Origin of the sequence: Flavicella sediminum (genome assembly GCF_006381105.1) — a bacterium.
Classification (GTDB): Bacteria; Bacteroidota; Bacteroidia; order Flavobacteriales; family Flavobacteriaceae; genus Flavicella; species Flavicella sediminum.
Genome location: NZ_VDET01000008.1, coordinates 226962 through 243628, shown reverse-complemented (window position 1 = coordinate 243628; position 16667 = coordinate 226962). Strand labels below are relative to the sequence as shown.

Here is a 16667-nt window from a genome sequence, read left to right as displayed (position 1 = left end):
GATGGCCTTTTTGTTGTTATGAAGTTTCAATTATAGTGCATCTTTTAATGCTTTCACTTCTTTTTCTTTATCATACATTTCTAAACGTTGGTACAAACTGATCAAAGTTTTCATCAAATCTTCATCTTTTTGTCTGTATTTAAATGCTTTTTCAAAATGAGGCAAAGCTCTTTTATAGATCTTATTTCTTTTGATCAAAAGTTTGTCATACTTCTTAAAGTCTTGAAAACTGTTATTTAATTCCTCTTGCATCTTAGAAGCTTCTCCTAAAATAATACTACCCATATTCATATAAGATTCAGCATGGTCTTCTTTAAGCTCTACACTTTTTTGAAAATACCCCATAGCTTCTTCGTCGTATCCTTTTTGCATAGTAATAACTCCTACGTTAAAATACAATTCAGGCTGATTAGGATTTAAGGCAATGGCATCTTTCATTCCTTGTAAAAACTTCTCGTTATTTCCTAATCCTAAATTAATATTCGCTTCTTGAATAACTAAATAAGCATCCTTTGGAAACAAGACTTTTGCTTTAGAAATAGCTTCCAATGCCTTTTCGTTATCGCCTTTTGCAATATAGCTCAAAGCGATATTTCTAACCATATCTCCTGTTTTAGATTTTGACAATTTAACTTCAGGATCTTTCGCAATTTTCATTGCTACTTGGCTATTCATGTCTTTTTCTGAATTGTAGTACAACACTTCATCATTGACAACACTCTTCGCTTTAAATTCTTTGTAGATTCCTGTAAAACCTAATTCTAAAAGATCTTGATACAAATGTATTGCCTTGTCATAATCCTTGTTGTTATAATAAGAAAGTGCCGCATTTAACTTGTACAAAGTATCCAAAGGACTTAACTCGTAAACCAATTCAAATTTTTCAGCGGCAAGATTGTACTTCGCATCTTTATAAGCGCTACTTCCATCTTCAGCCGTTTTCTTTACAATCCTACTAATAACCACTGCCGCTTCTTTTGAGTATTTTTTTGATTTTTGAGTTTTCTCAAAATCTACCAATTCCGTAAATGCTTTGGCAACCTTTACGTCTTTTTTAGGGTCCATTCCTTTCCCGTAAATAGCCTTCGCTTTTAAGTATAAAAACTCACCTTTATACTTATCATCCATGTCTTTAAACATTGGACCGACAGCGTTTAAAGGAGTCCACATTTCAGAATACTTACCTTTTTTCAAGGCCTTAGCTGCTGCTTTTAATTCTTTCTTTTGCCCCGTTACAGATACACTTATCGCAAGTGCCATCAGCAATAACAATTGATTTTTCATTTATTCTAATTTTATTATTTTACTTATTCTACAGTCGTATTTTCAGAATCTGTGTCTTCAGCCTCTTCGGTAATTTCAGCAGCTCCCTCAATTGGGTTTCCATTTTCATCTACTTCTACCTCATCCTCATCATCTTCACGCATTACTTTAGCAACAGCCGCAATAGAATCTGAATCTTTGATATTGATTAATTTAACACCTTGAGTTGCTCTACCCATAACACGTAAATCTGCAACAGCCAAACGAATGGTAAGACCTGATTTGTTAATAATCATCAAATCATCTTCATCTGTTACGTTTTTAATGGCAACAACATCTCCTGTTTTTTCAGAAACATTCAAGGTTTTCACTCCTTTACCTCCACGATTAGTAACTCTATAATCTTCTAATTTAGAACGTTTTCCATATCCTTTTTCAGAAACAACCAAAATATTACTTTCCATATCATCTACGGCAACCATTCCAACAACTTCATCATTGTCGTGCCCTAAAGTAATACCTCTAACTCCCGATGCATTTCTACCCATTGGTCTTGTTTTCTCTTCTTCAAAACGAATAGATTTACCAGACTTTAAGGCCAACATAACTTGACTATCACCAGTGGTTAATTTAGCTTCTAACAATTCGTCATCTTCACGGATTGTAATGGCGGCAATACCATTTGTTCTTGGTCTAGAATATTGTTCTAACAAAGTTTTCTTTACCTGCCCTTTTTTGGTAGCCATAATAATATAATGACTATTGATGTACTCTTGATCTTTTAAATCTTGAGTTACCAAGAAAGCTTTTACTTTGTCATCATTTTCAATATTGATCAAATTCTGCAAAGCTCTACCTTTAGAAACTTTTGTTCCTTCAGGAATTTCATAAACACGCATCCAGAATACTTTTCCTTTTTGCGTAAAGAACATCATGTATTGGTGATTGGTTCCTACAAACAAGTGCTCTAAGAAATCTTCATTTCTTGTAGCCACACCTTTTTGTCCTCTACCTCCTCTATGCTGTGTTTTATATTCTGAAAGTGGTGTGCGCTTAACATAGCCTGCATGAGAAATAGTTACCACAACTTTTGAATCAGGAATCATATCCTCAATTCTCATGTCTGCTCCACCAAACTCAATTTGAGATCTACGTTCGTCACCGTATTTGTTTCTTACATCTGTCAATTCTTCTTTGATGATATTCATACGTCTTGGCTCATTTGCCAAAATATCTTTCAAATCAGTAATTAACAACATAATTTCTTCGTACTCACTTCTTAACTTATCTTGTTCCAGACCCGTTAACTGACGCAAACGCATTTCAACAATTGCCTTGGCTTGAATCTCAGTCAAACTAAAACGATCAATCAAGCTAGCTCTAGCTTCATCAGCATTTCCAGAAGCTTTGATAATTGCAATAACTTCATCAATATTGTCACTTGCAATAATTAATCCTTCTAAAATATGTGCTCTTGCTTCAGCTTTTCTTAATTCAAATTCAGTTCTTCTAACAATTACTTCATGTCTGTGCTCTACAAAATAATGAATCATTTGTTTTAGATTCAACATTTCTGGACGTCCGTTTACCAATGCAATATTATTTACACTAAACGACGTTTGAAGAGAGGTGTATTTGAATAATTTATTCAGTACGATGTTAGGAATAGCGTCACGCTTTAAAACATAAACGATACGCATACCATTTCTATCCGATTCATCACGAATATTTGCTATTCCTTCTAATTTTTTATCATTGACCAATTCCGCAGTTTTCTTAATCATTTCTGCTTTGTTAATCTGATAAGGAATTTCAGTAACAATAATGCATTCACGACCTTTTACTTCTTCAAAAACAGCCTTGGCACGCATAATGATTCTACCTCTTCCCGTATGAAAGGCATCTCGAATACCTTCGGTACCGTATAAAATACCTCCTGTTGGGAAATCTGGCGCTTTGATGTGTTGCATCAACTCATCAATTTCTATATCTCTATTATCAATATATGCGATGGTACCATTAACCACCTCTGTTAAATTGTGTGGTGGCATGTTTGTTGCCATCCCCACAGCAATACCAGAAGCACCATTTACCAATAAGGTAGGAATACGTGTTGGTAATACAGTTGGTTCTTTTAAGGTATCGTCAAAATTCAATTTATGATCAACGGTATCTTTTTCAATATCTGCTAACATATCTTCAGATATCTTCTTCATTCTAACCTCTGTATAACGCATTGCTGCTGGGCTATCACCATCTACAGAACCAAAATTTCCTTGTCCATCAACCATCATATAACGAACACTCCAGTCTTGAGCCATACGAACCATGGCATCATATACGGAAGTATCTCCATGTGGATGAAACTTTCCTAATACTTCTCCAACAATTCTAGCTGACTTTTTGTACGATCCTGTCGCTTTAATACCTAACTCATGCATTCCAAATAAAACGCGGCGATGTACTGGTTTTAAACCATCTCGCACATCTGGCAATGCCCTTGAAACAATTACTGACATTGAATAATCAATGTAAGCTGATTTCATTTGTTCCTCAATATTAATAGGTATCAACTTTTCTCCGTCTGCCATATAATAATATCTTTTATTTTTATTGTTTTTTTATCTAAAGAGCAAGATACGTCTTTTCACTTTTTTAGCCATAAAATAGCCCTTTAGATTTCTGTATAGTTATTAACATTTTTCATACTTTTTTAACAGTTTATATTCTATTGAAAATCAGCTTTGTTTTCATCAAAAAAAAGGCTAGTTTAATGTTTTTAATAACAATCAGGTCTCTTTTGTAATTTTTCATAAAAAATTCTACTAAATTTACCTAAATCAAAACAAACAACTATGGACGACAATTTTTCACAAAAGGTAAAAGACGTGATAGGCTATAGTAAAGAAGAGGCTTTAAGGCTTGGTCACGATTTTATTGGAACCGAACACTTAATCTTAGGCGTACTAAGAAACGCGGAAGGAAAAGCAATAGATATTTTAACTTCCTTAGATACTAATTTAGATTATCTAAAGAAAAAAATAGAAAGCCTAACTCCTTCTGAGCCTTCTTTCAATCAAGATATTGAAAAGAAGAAATTACATCTTACAAGACAGGCAGAAAAAGCACTTAAAACTACTTTTTTAGAAGCCAAATTATACCAGGACAGTTCGGTAAATACGGCACATTTATTACTCTGTATTTTACGCAACGAAAACGACCCTACGACAAAACTATTGAACAACTTTGAAATAACTTATGAGGACGTGAAATCTATTTTCAAACAACTAAACGAAATACCAGAGGAAAACAGCAATTTCCCAACATCAGAAAGTAATCAGGATGACAATTTTGACAGCCCTGAAAAGTCTAATCCGTTTGAATCTCAACCTGGAAAGGGAAAAACGGTTCAAAAATCCAAAACTCCTGTTTTAGATAATTTTGGTCGCGACTTAACCTTGCTTGCCGAAAACGACAAATTAGACCCTGTTGTTGGAAGAAAGGCAGAAATTGAGCGCGTTTCTCAAATTTTAAGTAGAAGAAAAAAGAACAACCCAATGTTAATTGGTGAACCTGGAGTTGGTAAATCTGCCATAGCTGAAGGTTTAGCACTTAGAATTATTCAACGAAAAGTTTCTAGAATTTTATTCAACAAAAGAATCATTTCTTTGGATTTAGCTAGTTTGGTTGCAGGAACTAAATACAGAGGTCAGTTTGAAGAGCGCATGAAAGCTTTGATGAATGAACTAGAAAAAAATGACGACATCATTTTATTTATTGATGAAATTCATACCATTGTTGGTGCTGGTGGAGCAACCGGTTCTTTAGATGCCTCTAACATGTTAAAACCAGCGCTTGCTCGTGGAGAAATTCAATGTATTGGCGCAACTACCTTGAACGAATATCGACAAAACATTGAAAAGGACGGTGCCTTAGAAAGACGTTTTCAAAAAATTATTGTGGAACCTACTTCTATTGAAGAAACGGTTCAGATTTTACACAATATCAAAGGGAAGTACGAAGAACATCACAATGTTCAATATACTGACCAAGCTATTGAAGCCTGTGTAAAGTTAACCAATAGATACATGACAGACCGCTTTTTACCAGACAAAGCTATTGATGCCTTGGACGAAGCTGGGTCTAGAATTCACATTACCAATATAGTTGTTCCTAAACAAATTATTGAATTAGAACAAAGACTAGAAAAAATAAAAGAAAGCAAAACCAACGCTGTAAACCGTCAAAAATACGAAGAAGCAGCAAAGCTTCGTGATGATGAAAAAAACATAGAATCGGCATTAAAATCGGCTCAAAACCAATGGGAAGAGGCTTCTAAAGAAAACAAAGAAACGGTAACTGAAGACAATGTTGCTGAAGTAGTTTCTATGATGACGGGAATTCCTGTTAACAGAGTTGCTGAGGCAGAAAGCAATAGGTTGAGTGAATTGCCTGCAAAAATAAAAGGTAAAGTCATTGGTCAAGATGATGCTGTTGCCAAAGTTGTAAAAGCAATTCAACGAAATAGAATCGGTTTAAAAGACCCTAACAAACCTATTGGATCATTTATTTTCTTAGGTCAGACCGGAGTTGGAAAAACACAGCTTGCCAAAATCTTAGCAAGTGAATTATTTGACTCTACAGATTCTTTAATTAGAATTGACATGAGTGAGTATATGGAAAAATTCTCCATCTCAAGATTGATCGGCGCGCCTCCAGGATATGTTGGCTATGAAGAAGGTGGACAACTTACTGAAAAAGTAAGAAGAAAACCGTATGCTGTCGTTCTTTTGGATGAAATAGAAAAAGCACATCCTGAAGTATTCAATATGTTGCTACAAATTTTAGACGAAGGTTTTATTACCGATAGTTTAGGTAGAAAAATTGATTTTAGAAACACGGTAATTATCATGACTTCTAACATTGGGGCTAGACAATTAAAAGATTTTGGTGGTGGTGTAGGTTTCGGAACCTCTTCTAAAGCAGCCCAAGCGGATAGCCATGCCAAAGGAATTATTGAAAATGCATTGAAAAAATCTTTTGCACCTGAGTTCATCAACAGAATTGACGATGTAATAATTTTCAACGCGTTGGAAAGAGCAGATATTCATGCCATCATCAATATTGAACTACAAAAATTACTTAGCCGTATTTCGGATCTTGGTTACACTTTGGTATTAAGCGACAAGGCTAAAGATTATATTGCTGACAAAGGCTTTGATAAAAGTTATGGAGCGAGACCGCTTAAACGAGCCATTCAAAAATACATTGAAGATGCTTTGGCAGAAGAAATAGTAAATTCAAAACTAACAGAAGGTGATGTAATTACTATGGATTTAGACGAAGACAAAAAAGAACTAACGGTTAAAATTGATAAAAACAAAACAACCATCGAATAGTTTTTTATAAAATAAATTAAAAATCCCTGTCAACACTTTTTGTTAACAGGGATTTTTTTATGATTCAATTTGAGTAACCCAACTTGTGAGTAAATGATTTTCAATATCCTTGCTCTTTCCATCAACAAACAACAATTCGTTGTATTTTTTCAAAACGGCTAGTTGCTGTTTTGTAAAACCAGATTGAGATTTTTCAGGAACTAATAAAACATTCTTAGCATTGCTTCTTCGCAACTCCACAACCGAACAAATAGCCTCGTCATACTGTTGCTCGGTTAGGAAGATAATTTCTTTCCCTTCTTTTTTTAATTGGCTTAACAGTAATTTACGTTCTTTTTTATCTTTTATGAAAGAAGAAACTAGTAACGCAAAATTTTCACCAATCATCAACACATCACTTGTATAAGAAATAGTACACCCTTTAGCATCCATAGAAGAAAATACGATTGGTGTGTATTCAAAATCTTCACAAAACTCAATAAACAAATCTTCATCCGTACATTTAGAAATAGAAGCAAATGCAACTTGATTTACAGGATCTGTAACAAAACTTTTTTTACCCTCTAAAAAATAACCTTCCGTTTCGGCCTCTGTATAATCCACAATATCCTCTAATGACACCCCATTTGACTCCAATTCAGAAAACAACAAATCATTACGATCATTTTGAGCTTCTTTCGTAGTCAAAGGATACACAGCAACTGCACCATACTTGTGAAAACTTATCCAATTATTCACTCCTACCGTTTCAAATCGATTTCCTTTTGAAACTACTTTTATTACAGAAAAACCAAAAGACTCCAACTGAGCTTGCAAAGAATCTAAAGATTCTAAAATCGCCGTAGTGACTATCCCCGATTTTGGAACGCTCAACAATATCGTATTCATAACTTCTTAGGTATAGGTATAGAAAACAAAAACCTCATAGCCAATAGCTATGAGGTTTTTACTATAAATTATTATAACTTATCTTTTTTCAATAGGAACAAAACCTCTTAGTGTTTTTCCTACATATAATTGACGTGGACGTCCAATAGGCTCATGATTTTCTCTCATTTCCTTCCATTGAGCAATCCATCCTGGTAAACGACCAATTGCAAACATAACTGTAAACATTTCAACAGGAATTCCTAAAGCTCTATAAATAATTCCAGAATAGAAATCTACATTCGGATACAAATTACGTGATTTAAAATACTCATCTTTCAATGCTTCTTCAGATAAACCTCTAGCAATATCTAAAACAGGATCTACAATTCCCAAATCAGCTAATACTTCTTCAGCTGCAACTTGAATAATTTTTGCTCTAGGGTCAAAGTTTTTATAAACTCTATGACCAAATCCCATCAAACGGAAAGGATCAGATTTGTCTTTCGCTTTTGCTAAATATTTATGATAATCTCCACCGTCGTTTTTAATATCTTCCAACATTTCAATTACCGCTTGGTTAGCTCCACCATGCAAAGGTCCCCACAATGCAGAAATACCTGCAGAAATTGAAGCAAACAAACCAGCATGAGAAGACCCAACAATTCTTACTGTAGAAGTAGAACAGTTTTGCTCATGATCCGCATGTAAAATCAATAATTTATCCAATGCATTTAATACAATAGGATTGATTTTAAATTCATCATTTGGCTTGTTAAACATCATTTTATATAGGTTTTGAACATAACCTAAATGTTTATCACCATAATCCAAAGGCAATCCTGTTTTCTTTCTTAAAGTCCATGCAGCTAAAACAGGAAACTTAGCCATAATTTTCACAATTGCACTATACATTTCCTCCTTAGAGTCTGCATTTACAGATTCAGGGTTGAAAGCAATCAATGCACTTGTTAAAGCAGAAAGAACACCCATTGGGTGCGCAGATTTAGGAAATCCATCCAAAATCTTTTTCATTTCTTCATCTACCAAAGATTCTTCCAAAATATCATCATGAAATTTTTGCAATTCCGCTTCTGTTGGAAGTTCTCCAAAAATCAATAGGTAAGAAGTTTCTAAAAAGTCAGCCTTGTCAGCCAACTCTTCAATAGCATAACCTCTATAACGCAAAATACCTTTTTCACCATCTAAAAAAGTAATGGCACTTTTACAAGAACCTGTGTTTTTAAAACCAGCATCAATTGTTGTCACACCTTCAGTAACACCTCTCAGTGTCTTAATATCGATTGCCAATTCGTTTTCCGTACCTTCAAGGATTGGAAACTCATATTTTTTACCGTTTACTTCTAAAGTTGCTATTTGTGACATATTCTTCTGTTTTTATTGTTGCTTTTGGTATTGACTAAAAGTGAAACAAATTTACATAAAAACAAGGCTTTTTTCGGTGATTTTACATAAAAAAAATCGGAATAAAACAGCTGTTATTTTACGAATAACTAAAAAAAAACAGCACTTAAAAGTGATTGCTTAGAATATATATGGTAAATCATGATAAGTGTCATGAAAACCATAATCGCAAATTCTTTATTATTTACCTTAAAACCTGTATAAGCGCATAAAAAAAGCCGAAACATACGTTTCGGCTTTTTAAACAAGTAATTACAACTTATTTTTTTATTTTAAATGCTTTGTCCTGAGGATAGTAAGCATTCTCTTCTAATTCTTCTTCAATTCTCAATAATTGATTGTATTTAGCCATACGATCAGATCTTGAAGCAGAACCTGTTTTAATTTGTCCTGTATTCAATGCAACAGCTAAATCAGCAATTGTATTGTCCTCAGTTTCTCCAGATCTATGAGACATTACAGAAGTAAATCCAGCATTCTTAGCCATGTTTACAGCAGCAATCGTTTCTGTTAAAGTTCCAATTTGGTTTACTTTAATTAAGATAGAGTTTGCAATTCCTTCTTCAACACCTTTTGCCAAACGCTCAACATTGGTTACAAATAAATCATCACCAACTAATTGTACTTTATCACCGATTTTCTCAGTTAAATATTTCCAACCTGCCCAGTCATTTTCATCCATCCCATCTTCAATAGAGATAATTGGATATTTCACTGATAATTCAGCTAAATAGTCAGCTTGCTCTTCTGATGTTCTTACGGCACCATTTTCACCTTCAAATTTAGCGTAGTTGTATTTTCCATCTTCAAAGAATTCAGCAGCTGCACAATCTAATGCCAACATAACTTCTTCTCCTGGCTTGTACCCAGCTTTTTCAATTGCAGACAATACAGTCTCAATTGCATCTTCAGTTCCGTCAAAAGTTGGAGCAAATCCACCTTCATCACCAACTGCAGTACTTAAACCTCTATCGTGTAAAATCTTCGCTAAATTGTGGAAAATTTCAGATCCCATTTGTAAAGCATGAGAAAAAGATTTAGCCATAACTGGCATGATCATAAATTCTTGAAATGCGATAGGTGCATCAGAGTGAGAACCACCATTTACAATGTTCATCATTGGTACAGGAAGTGTATTAGCACTTACCCCACCGATATAACGGTATAAAGGTTGATTCAATTCATTTGCAGCAGCTTTAGCAACCGCCAAAGAAACTCCTAAAATTGCATTCGCTCCTAATTTAGATTTGTTAGGCGTACCATCCAAATCAATCATTGCTTGGTCAATAGCGTTTTGTTCGAAAACAGAAAACCCTAACAACTCTTCAGCAATTGTTGTATTTACGTTGTTAACAGCAGTTAAAACACCTTTCCCCATAAAATCACTACCACCGTCTCTTAACTCAACAGCTTCGTGTTCTCCAGTAGAAGCTCCAGAAGGAACCGCAGCTCTTCCTAATACTCCACTTTCAGTAATAACATCAACTTCTACAGTTGGGTTTCCTCTTGAGTCAAAAATTTGACGTGCATGAATGCTAATAATTACGCTCATTTTTTTATATTTTAATTGTTTATTTTTTCCTGATTGCAAGTTACAAAAGCAAGGCAATATAAATATCATTTATTAAGATAATTACCTACAACGTATTCGTAAAATACAACCTCTAATTATTTAAGGTTTTTCTGAATTTCAAGAAATCAATACTTGAAATCATAGTTCCAATTATTTCTTTAAATTCCCAATAAATTGATCAAACAAATAAGAAGAATCATGAGGCCCAGGATTTGCTTCTGGATGGTATTGTACAGAAAAACAGTTTTTATCTTTAATTCGAATTCCAGCTACAGTATCATCATTCAAATGAATATGTGTAATTTCAACGTTTTCATTTTTGGCTAAAGATTCTTTATCAACAACAAAACCATGATTTTGAGAAGTAATTTCACCTTTACCAGTAATTAAATTCTTTACAGGGTGATTGATTCCTCTATGACCATTATGCATTTTTTTTGTAGAAACACCTTGCGACAAAGCAATCGTTTGATGTCCTAAACAAATACCAAATAATGGTAAATCTTTTTCAATAATTTCTGAAGCAACTGCTTGCGCATTTTTTAGTGGCTCTGGATCACCAGGACCATTAGACAAGAAATAACCATCAGGTTGAAAAGCTTCTAAATCTTTAAAACTAGCTGTATTTGGAAAAACTTGAATATAACAATCTCTTTTTGCTAAATTTCTAAGGATATTGGTTTTGATACCTAAATCTAAAGCTGATATTTTATAGGTAGCATTTTCATCTCCATAAAAATATGGTTCTTTTGTAGAAACCGTTGAAGCCAAATCTAGACCAACCATACTAGGGAATTCAGCCAACTTTGCCTTTAATTCCTCAATATTGTTAATATCCGTAGAAATAACAGCATTCATAGCCCCATTTTCACGAATATAACTTACAACCGCTCTTGTATCAACGTCTGTAATTGCCAATAATTGATTCTTTTCAAAATATTCTTCTAAAGAGCCAGAAGAACGTTCACGCGAATGCGTAAAACTAAAATTACGACATATAAGTCCTGCTATTTTAATTCCATCAGATTCTACTTCATCGTCATTTACACCATAATTACCAATATGTGCATTAGTGGTTACCATTAGCTGTCCAAAATAAGAAGGATCTGTAAAGATTTCTTGATAACCTGTCATTCCAGTATTGTAACAAACTTCACCAAAAGAAGTTCCTTCGATACCTATTGACTTTCCTTCAAAAACTGTTCCGTCAGCTAAAAGTAAAATAGCCTTTTTTAATTCTTTATATTTCATATTTATCAGATATACGTCCGTTCTACTAACGTTTCAATTCAAAATTAATAGTATATTTTTTGCAGTGCAAATATACTGAATGCACCTAACTTATTTTATAACTATCTAAAAAAAAGGATAAACTAACTAAATAGCTTATCCTTTTTTAAAAAATTAATACTGTTGAATCATGTTATTCTTCTGAACTTTTAGATTCCTCAGCAGCAGGAGCTTCTACTGTCTCAACAACAGCAGCATCATCTGCCTTTTTTCTACCTCTACGAGTAGTTTTCTTCTTTTTAGCACCGTTCGGGTTGTATACTTCGTTGTAATCAACTAATTCAACCATTGCCATAGGAGCATTATCTCCTTGACGGTTTCCTAATTTGATGATACGAACATATCCTCCTGGACGATCAGCAACCTTTACTGAAATTTCTTTAAACAATTCAGTAACCGCGTACTTGTTTTTCAAAACAGCAAAAACATTTCTACGATTATGTGTCGTATCGTTTTTAGATTTTGTGATAATTGGCTCAACGTACTGACGTAAAGCTTTCGCTTTTGCTTCAGTAGTATTGATACGCTTGTGCTCAATTAATGAACATGCCATATTTGCCAACATCGCTTTTCTATGCGCCGTTTTTCTTCCTAAATGGTTGAATTTTTTTCCGTGTCTCATGACCTTTGTTTTATTATTTCATCTTGCTCAACCCTTCTAGGGAGCAAATTATGAAAAATTAATCTTTATCTAATTTGTATTTACTCAAGTCCATTCCGAATTGCAAACCTTTAACATGAACTAACTCGTCCAATTCTGTTAATGATTTTTTACCGAAGTTACGGAACTTCATTAAGTCATTTTTATTGAATGATACTAAATCTCCCAATGTTTCTACCTCTGCAGCTTTCAAACAGTTTAAAGCACGAACTGATAAATCCATATCAATTAATTTCGTCTTTAAAAGTTGACGCATATGCAATGATTCCTCATCGTAAGTTTCAGTTTGAGCAATTTCATCAGCCTCTAAAGTAATACGCTCATCAGAGAATAACATAAAGTGGTGGATCAAAATCTTAGCAGCTTCAGTCAATGCATCTTTTGGGTTGATAGAACCATCAGTAACGATGTCAAAAACTAATTTTTCATAATCAGTTTTTTGCTCTACACGGTAATTTTCAACAGCATACTTTACATTCTTTATCGGAGTGTAAATAGAATCTGTAAAAATTGTTCCTAAAGGCACATTTACTTTTTTATTTTCTTCTGCAGGAACAAATCCTCTACCTTTTTCGATAGTGATTTCCATATCAAATTTCACACTGCTTCCCAAGTTACAGATAACTAAATCTGGATTCAATACTTGAAAACCTGAAGTGAATTTTTGAATATCTCCAGCAGTAATCTGCTCTTGCCCTGACACTGAAATTGAAACCGTTTCTCTATCAGTATCTTCTATTTGTTTCTTAAAACGTACTTGTTTAAGATTAAGGATAATTTCAGTAACATCTTCAACGATTCCTTCAATTGTAGAAAATTCATGCTCTACTCCTTCCATTCTTAGAGAAGTTATCGCGAATCCTTCTAAAGAAGAAAGCAAAACTCTTCTCAATGCGTTACCTACTGTTAAACCAAAACCTGGTTCTAAAGGTCTAAATTCAAATCTACCTTCAAAATCGGTAGATTCAATCATGATTACTTTGTCTGGTTTCTGAAAATTTAAAATTGCCATAGTTTAACGGGTGTCAAAAATTATTTAGAGTATAACTCTACTATTAATTGTTCTTTGATGTTTTCTGGAATCTGTAATCTTTCTGGTACAGCAACAAAAGTTCCTTGTTTTGTATCAGCATTCCAAGTCAACCACTCATATACATTACTACTAGCAGCCAAAGAGCTTTCAATAATAACCAATGATTTAGACTTTTCTCTTACAGCAATAACATCACCAGGCTTTAAAGAGTAAGAAGGGATGTTTAAAATCTCTCCGTTTACTGTAATATGTCTGTGAGATACTAATTGACGTGCTCCTCTTCTTGAGTTTGCAATTCCCATACGGAAAACTACATTATCTAAACGAGATTCACATAATTGTAATAACACTTCACCAGTAATACCTTTACTATTTGAAGCTTGTTTAAACAAATTACTGAACTGACGTTCTAATATTCCGTAAGAATATTTAGCTTTTTGTTTTTCTTGTAATTGCATTGCGTATTCAGATTTTTTTCCTCTACGTCTTGCATTACCGTGTTGCCCTGGAGGGTAATTTCTTTTTTCAAAAGACTTGTCATCTCCGAAAATCGCTTCTCCAAACTTACGAGCAATTTTTGTTTTAGGTCCTGTATATCTTGCCATTTCTTCTTGTTTTATAATTAGGGATTGTGAATTAAGGCGAACTCCTTCGACAACCTAGTTCCTAATTTATTTAAAAATTTAATTATACTCTACGTCTTTTAGGAGGACGACATCCATTGTGAGGGATTGGAGTTACATCAATGATTTCTGTAACTTCAATTCCGTTGTTGTGCAAGGTTCTGATAGCACTTTCTCTACCATTACCAGGTCCTTTAACGTATACCTTCACTTTTCTTAATCCCGCTTCGTGCGCTACTGCAGCACAATCTTCAGCAGCTGTTTGAGCAGCATATGGAGTATTCTTTTTAGAACCTCTAAATCCTTGCTTACCAGCAGATGACCAAGAGATAACATCTCCTTTTTTATTTGTTAAAGAAATAATGATGTTGTTAAATGAAGCTGTGATGTGCGCTTCACCAACAGACTCAACAATAACCTTACGCTTTTTTGAATTTGATTTAGCCATAATTTCTAGTTATTATTTAGTAGCTTTCTTTTTGTTAGCTACAGTTTTTCTTTTACCTTTTCTAGTTCTAGAGTTGTTCTTAGTTCTTTGTCCTCTTAAAGGAAGACCCGATCTATGACGAATACCTCTGTAACATCCAATATCCATTAAACGTTTGATGTTCAATTGAGTTTCTGAACGCAATTCTCCTTCAATAGTGAAAGAACCTGCTTGTTCACGAATTGCTCCAATTTGCTCATCTGTCCAATCTTGAACCTTTACGCTTTCGTCTACTCCAGCGTTTGCTAAAATTTGTTTAGCTCTTGTACTACCAATACCAAAGATATAAGTTAAAGCAATAACTCCTCTTTTGTTTTTTGGTATGTCAATTCCTGCTATTCTTGCCATAACTTACCCTTGTCTTTGTTTGAATCTAGGATTCTTTTTGTTGATTACATATAATCTGCCTTTTCTACGCACAATCTTGCACTCGGCACTTCTTTTCTTTATTGATGCTCTTACTTTCATCGTATAATATTTTAGTATCTATAAGTAATTCGAGCCTTTGATAAATCATAAGGACTCATTTCTAACTTCACTTTATCGCCAGGTAACAATTTGATATAGTGCATACGCATTTTACCAGATATATGAGCGGTAACGATATGACCGTTCTCAAGTTCTACTCGAAACATTGCATTTGACAATGCTTCCGTAATTGTACCGTCTTGTTGTATTGCAGCTTGTTTAGCCATATTACAATGATGCTTTTCTTTTAGTTCCCGTTTTCATTAAACCATCATAATGACTGTTTAATAAATACGAATTAATTTGTTGTATTGTATCGATAGCCACACCAACCATAATGATCAATGAGGTACCTCCATAAAATAAAGCCCAGTTTTGTTGAATTCCAAATTGCACTGCAATAGCAGGCAAAATAGCCAACAACGCTAAGAATATTGATCCTGGAAAAGTTATCAAAGATAAAATTTTATCTAAGTAGCTATCCGTATCGTCTCCTGGTCTTACCCCTGGAATAAATCCATTATTTCTCTTTAAAGAACCAGCCATTTCATTTGTCTTTACTGTAATTGCAGTATAGAAATAACTAAATACTATAATTAAGAAAGCAAATAATAAGTTATAACCTAATCCATTCATATCGGCAAAACTTGCTCCAATTTCTTGAAACGAACCTTCTGCTTTTTGAGCAATTGCTCCTGGAATAAACATAATTGCTTGCGCAAAAATGATAGGCATAACACCTGCTGAATTTAATTTTAAAGGAATGTATTGTCTAGATCCTTCAACTTCTTTGATATCTCCAACAACAGATCTTCTTGCGTACTGAACTCCCACTCTTCTTACAGCGGTAACCAATAGCACTGATGCTAGAATAACTAAGAACCAAACAACAATTTCTAACAAGACCATCATTGCTCCACCTGCTCCACCATTAGCCGTTTTAGAAGCCAATTCTTGTGCAAAAGAAGAAGGAAAACGCGCGATAATACCAATCATAATTAATAACGAAATACCGTTACCAATTCCTTTCTCAGTAATTCTCTCACCCAACCACATAGCAAACACTGTTCCTGCCGTTAATATTACCATAGATGAAAACCAAAAGAATCCGGCTCCTAAAATACCCTCTGAAATAAATGCAGATTCTGGTAAGATAGATCTAATATTAGTAATATAAGCTGGACCTTGAACCATCGTAATACCGATTGTTAACCAACGTGTAATTTGTGTAGTTTTCTTTCTTCCACTTTCACCATCTTTTTGAAGTTTCTGTAGATAAGGAACTGCAATTCCCATTAACTGAACAACAATTGAAGCAGAAATATACGGCATAATTCCCAAGGCCATAATGGACGCTTGAGAAAATGCTCCCCCAGTAAATGAATTCAATAGACCTAAAATACCATCTGCTGTTTGATCCTCTAAAGCTGCTAACTGTGTAGGGTCAACTCCAGGTAATGGAATTTGAGCCATAAAACGGTAAACCGCCATTAAACCAAGCGTTAATAGAATCTTATTTCTAAGTTCTTCTATTTTCCAGATATCTTTTAAGGTGCTTATAAAATTTTTCATTTACTA

15 protein-coding genes are annotated in these 16667 nt (G+C 34.0%); 1 reads left to right on the top strand and 14 read right to left on the bottom strand.

The features are described from left to right. Positions 1-30: 30 nt before the first annotated feature. Together FGM02_RS11175 and gyrA are read right to left on the bottom strand one after the other, a co-directional pair. Positions 31-1284: a tetratricopeptide repeat protein gene (locus tag FGM02_RS11175; protein WP_139958465.1), complete on the bottom strand. Its 1254-nt coding sequence runs from the start codon at positions 1282-1284 to the stop codon at positions 31-33. Positions 1285-1307: 23 nt separating this feature from the next. Continuing rightward, the gene (gene gyrA, locus FGM02_RS11170) at positions 1308-3854 is read right to left on the bottom strand and encodes a DNA gyrase subunit A (protein WP_139958464.1); all 2547 of its coding nucleotides are present in this window, start codon (positions 3852-3854) and stop codon (positions 1308-1310) included. Positions 3855-4118: 264 nt separating this feature from the next. Here gyrA and FGM02_RS11165 point away from each other — a divergent pair, with 264 nt between their 5' ends. Next, positions 4119-6662, top strand: a complete 2544-nt coding sequence (locus FGM02_RS11165) for an ATP-dependent Clp protease ATP-binding subunit (RefSeq protein WP_139958463.1) — start codon at positions 4119-4121, stop codon at positions 6660-6662. A 57-nt stretch (positions 6663-6719) separates the two neighbouring features. Here FGM02_RS11165 and FGM02_RS11160 read toward each other — a convergent pair whose 3' ends face one another. From FGM02_RS11160 to secY, 12 genes are all read right to left on the bottom strand, one after another. Then, positions 6720-7550 (bottom strand): arginine deiminase-related protein, encoded by an 831-nt coding sequence (locus tag FGM02_RS11160; RefSeq protein WP_139958462.1) that lies wholly within the window; start codon positions 7548-7550, stop codon positions 6720-6722. A gap of 78 nt (positions 7551-7628) precedes the next feature. Further along, on the bottom strand, positions 7629-8915 hold the full coding sequence (locus FGM02_RS11155) for a citrate synthase (RefSeq protein ID WP_139958461.1): 1287 nt from the start codon (positions 8913-8915) through the stop codon (positions 7629-7631). 298 nt (positions 8916-9213) lie between these two features. Then, the gene (gene eno, locus FGM02_RS11150; RefSeq protein WP_139958460.1) at positions 9214-10506 is read right to left on the bottom strand and encodes a phosphopyruvate hydratase; all 1293 of its coding nucleotides are present in this window, start codon (positions 10504-10506) and stop codon (positions 9214-9216) included. Between the two features lie 171 nt (positions 10507-10677). Beyond that, the gene (carA, locus tag FGM02_RS11145; RefSeq protein ID WP_139958459.1) at positions 10678-11778 is read right to left on the bottom strand and encodes a glutamine-hydrolyzing carbamoyl-phosphate synthase small subunit; all 1101 of its coding nucleotides are present in this window, start codon (positions 11776-11778) and stop codon (positions 10678-10680) included. A gap of 172 nt (positions 11779-11950) precedes the next feature. Next, a complete protein-coding gene (rplQ, locus tag FGM02_RS11140) occupies positions 11951-12439 on the bottom strand; it encodes a 50S ribosomal protein L17 (RefSeq protein WP_139958458.1) in 489 nt (162 codons plus the stop codon). A 58-nt stretch (positions 12440-12497) separates the two neighbouring features. Beyond that, on the bottom strand, positions 12498-13490 hold the full coding sequence (locus FGM02_RS11135; RefSeq protein ID WP_139958457.1) for a DNA-directed RNA polymerase subunit alpha: 993 nt from the start codon (positions 13488-13490) through the stop codon (positions 12498-12500). Between the two features lie 20 nt (positions 13491-13510). Further along, positions 13511-14116, bottom strand: a complete 606-nt coding sequence (gene rpsD / locus FGM02_RS11130) for a 30S ribosomal protein S4 (protein WP_139958456.1) — start codon at positions 14114-14116, stop codon at positions 13511-13513. A gap of 82 nt (positions 14117-14198) precedes the next feature. After that, complete coding sequence (gene rpsK, locus FGM02_RS11125; protein ID WP_139958455.1) at positions 14199-14582, bottom strand: 30S ribosomal protein S11; 384 nt, start codon at positions 14580-14582, stop codon at positions 14199-14201. Positions 14583-14594: 12 nt separating this feature from the next. Next, a complete protein-coding gene (gene rpsM / locus FGM02_RS11120; RefSeq protein ID WP_139958454.1) occupies positions 14595-14969 on the bottom strand; it encodes a 30S ribosomal protein S13 in 375 nt (124 codons plus the stop codon). Between the two features lie 3 nt (positions 14970-14972). Then, positions 14973-15089 (bottom strand): type B 50S ribosomal protein L36, encoded by a 117-nt coding sequence (gene ykgO / locus FGM02_RS11115; RefSeq protein ID WP_013621733.1) that lies wholly within the window; start codon positions 15087-15089, stop codon positions 14973-14975. An 11-nt stretch (positions 15090-15100) separates the two neighbouring features. Next, on the bottom strand, positions 15101-15316 hold the full coding sequence (gene infA / locus FGM02_RS11110) for a translation initiation factor IF-1 (RefSeq protein ID WP_093668881.1): 216 nt from the start codon (positions 15314-15316) through the stop codon (positions 15101-15103). Position 15317: 1 nt separating this feature from the next. Beyond that, positions 15318-16661: a preprotein translocase subunit SecY gene (gene secY, locus FGM02_RS11105; protein WP_139958453.1), complete on the bottom strand. Its 1344-nt coding sequence runs from the start codon at positions 16659-16661 to the stop codon at positions 15318-15320. Positions 16662-16667 lie beyond the last annotated feature (6 nt).

Bases quoted from the DNA above. Each gene is read 5' to 3' on its own strand.
- FGM02_RS11175 (WP_139958465.1), bottom strand. From the start codon at position 1,284: ATGAAAAATCAATTGTTATTGCTGATGGCACTTGCGATAAGTGTATCT.
- gyrA (WP_139958464.1), bottom strand. From the start codon at position 3,854: ATGGCAGACGGAGAAAAGTTGATACCTATTAATATTGAGGAACAAATG.
- FGM02_RS11165 (WP_139958463.1), top strand. From the start codon at position 4,119: ATGGACGACAATTTTTCACAAAAGGTAAAAGACGTGATAGGCTATAGT.
- FGM02_RS11160 (WP_139958462.1), bottom strand. From the start codon at position 7,550: ATGAATACGATATTGTTGAGCGTTCCAAAATCGGGGATAGTCACTACG.
- FGM02_RS11155 (WP_139958461.1), bottom strand. From the start codon at position 8,915: ATGTCACAAATAGCAACTTTAGAAGTAAACGGTAAAAAATATGAGTTT.
- eno (WP_139958460.1), bottom strand. From the start codon at position 10,506: ATGAGCGTAATTATTAGCATTCATGCACGTCAAATTTTTGACTCAAGA.
- carA (WP_139958459.1), bottom strand. From the start codon at position 11,778: ATGAAATATAAAGAATTAAAAAAGGCTATTTTACTTTTAGCTGACGGA.
- rplQ (WP_139958458.1), bottom strand. From the start codon at position 12,439: ATGAGACACGGAAAAAAATTCAACCATTTAGGAAGAAAAACGGCGCAT.
- FGM02_RS11135 (WP_139958457.1), bottom strand. From the start codon at position 13,490: ATGGCAATTTTAAATTTTCAGAAACCAGACAAAGTAATCATGATTGAA.
- rpsD (WP_139958456.1), bottom strand. From the start codon at position 14,116: ATGGCAAGATATACAGGACCTAAAACAAAAATTGCTCGTAAGTTTGGA.
- rpsK (WP_139958455.1), bottom strand. From the start codon at position 14,582: ATGGCTAAATCAAATTCAAAAAAGCGTAAGGTTATTGTTGAGTCTGTT.
- rpsM (WP_139958454.1), bottom strand. From the start codon at position 14,969: ATGGCAAGAATAGCAGGAATTGACATACCAAAAAACAAAAGAGGAGTT.
- ykgO (WP_013621733.1), bottom strand. From the start codon at position 15,089: ATGAAAGTAAGAGCATCAATAAAGAAAAGAAGTGCCGAGTGCAAGATT.
- infA (WP_093668881.1), bottom strand. From the start codon at position 15,316: ATGGCTAAACAAGCTGCAATACAACAAGACGGTACAATTACGGAAGCA.
- secY (WP_139958453.1), bottom strand. From the start codon at position 16,661: ATGAAAAATTTTATAAGCACCTTAAAAGATATCTGGAAAATAGAAGAA.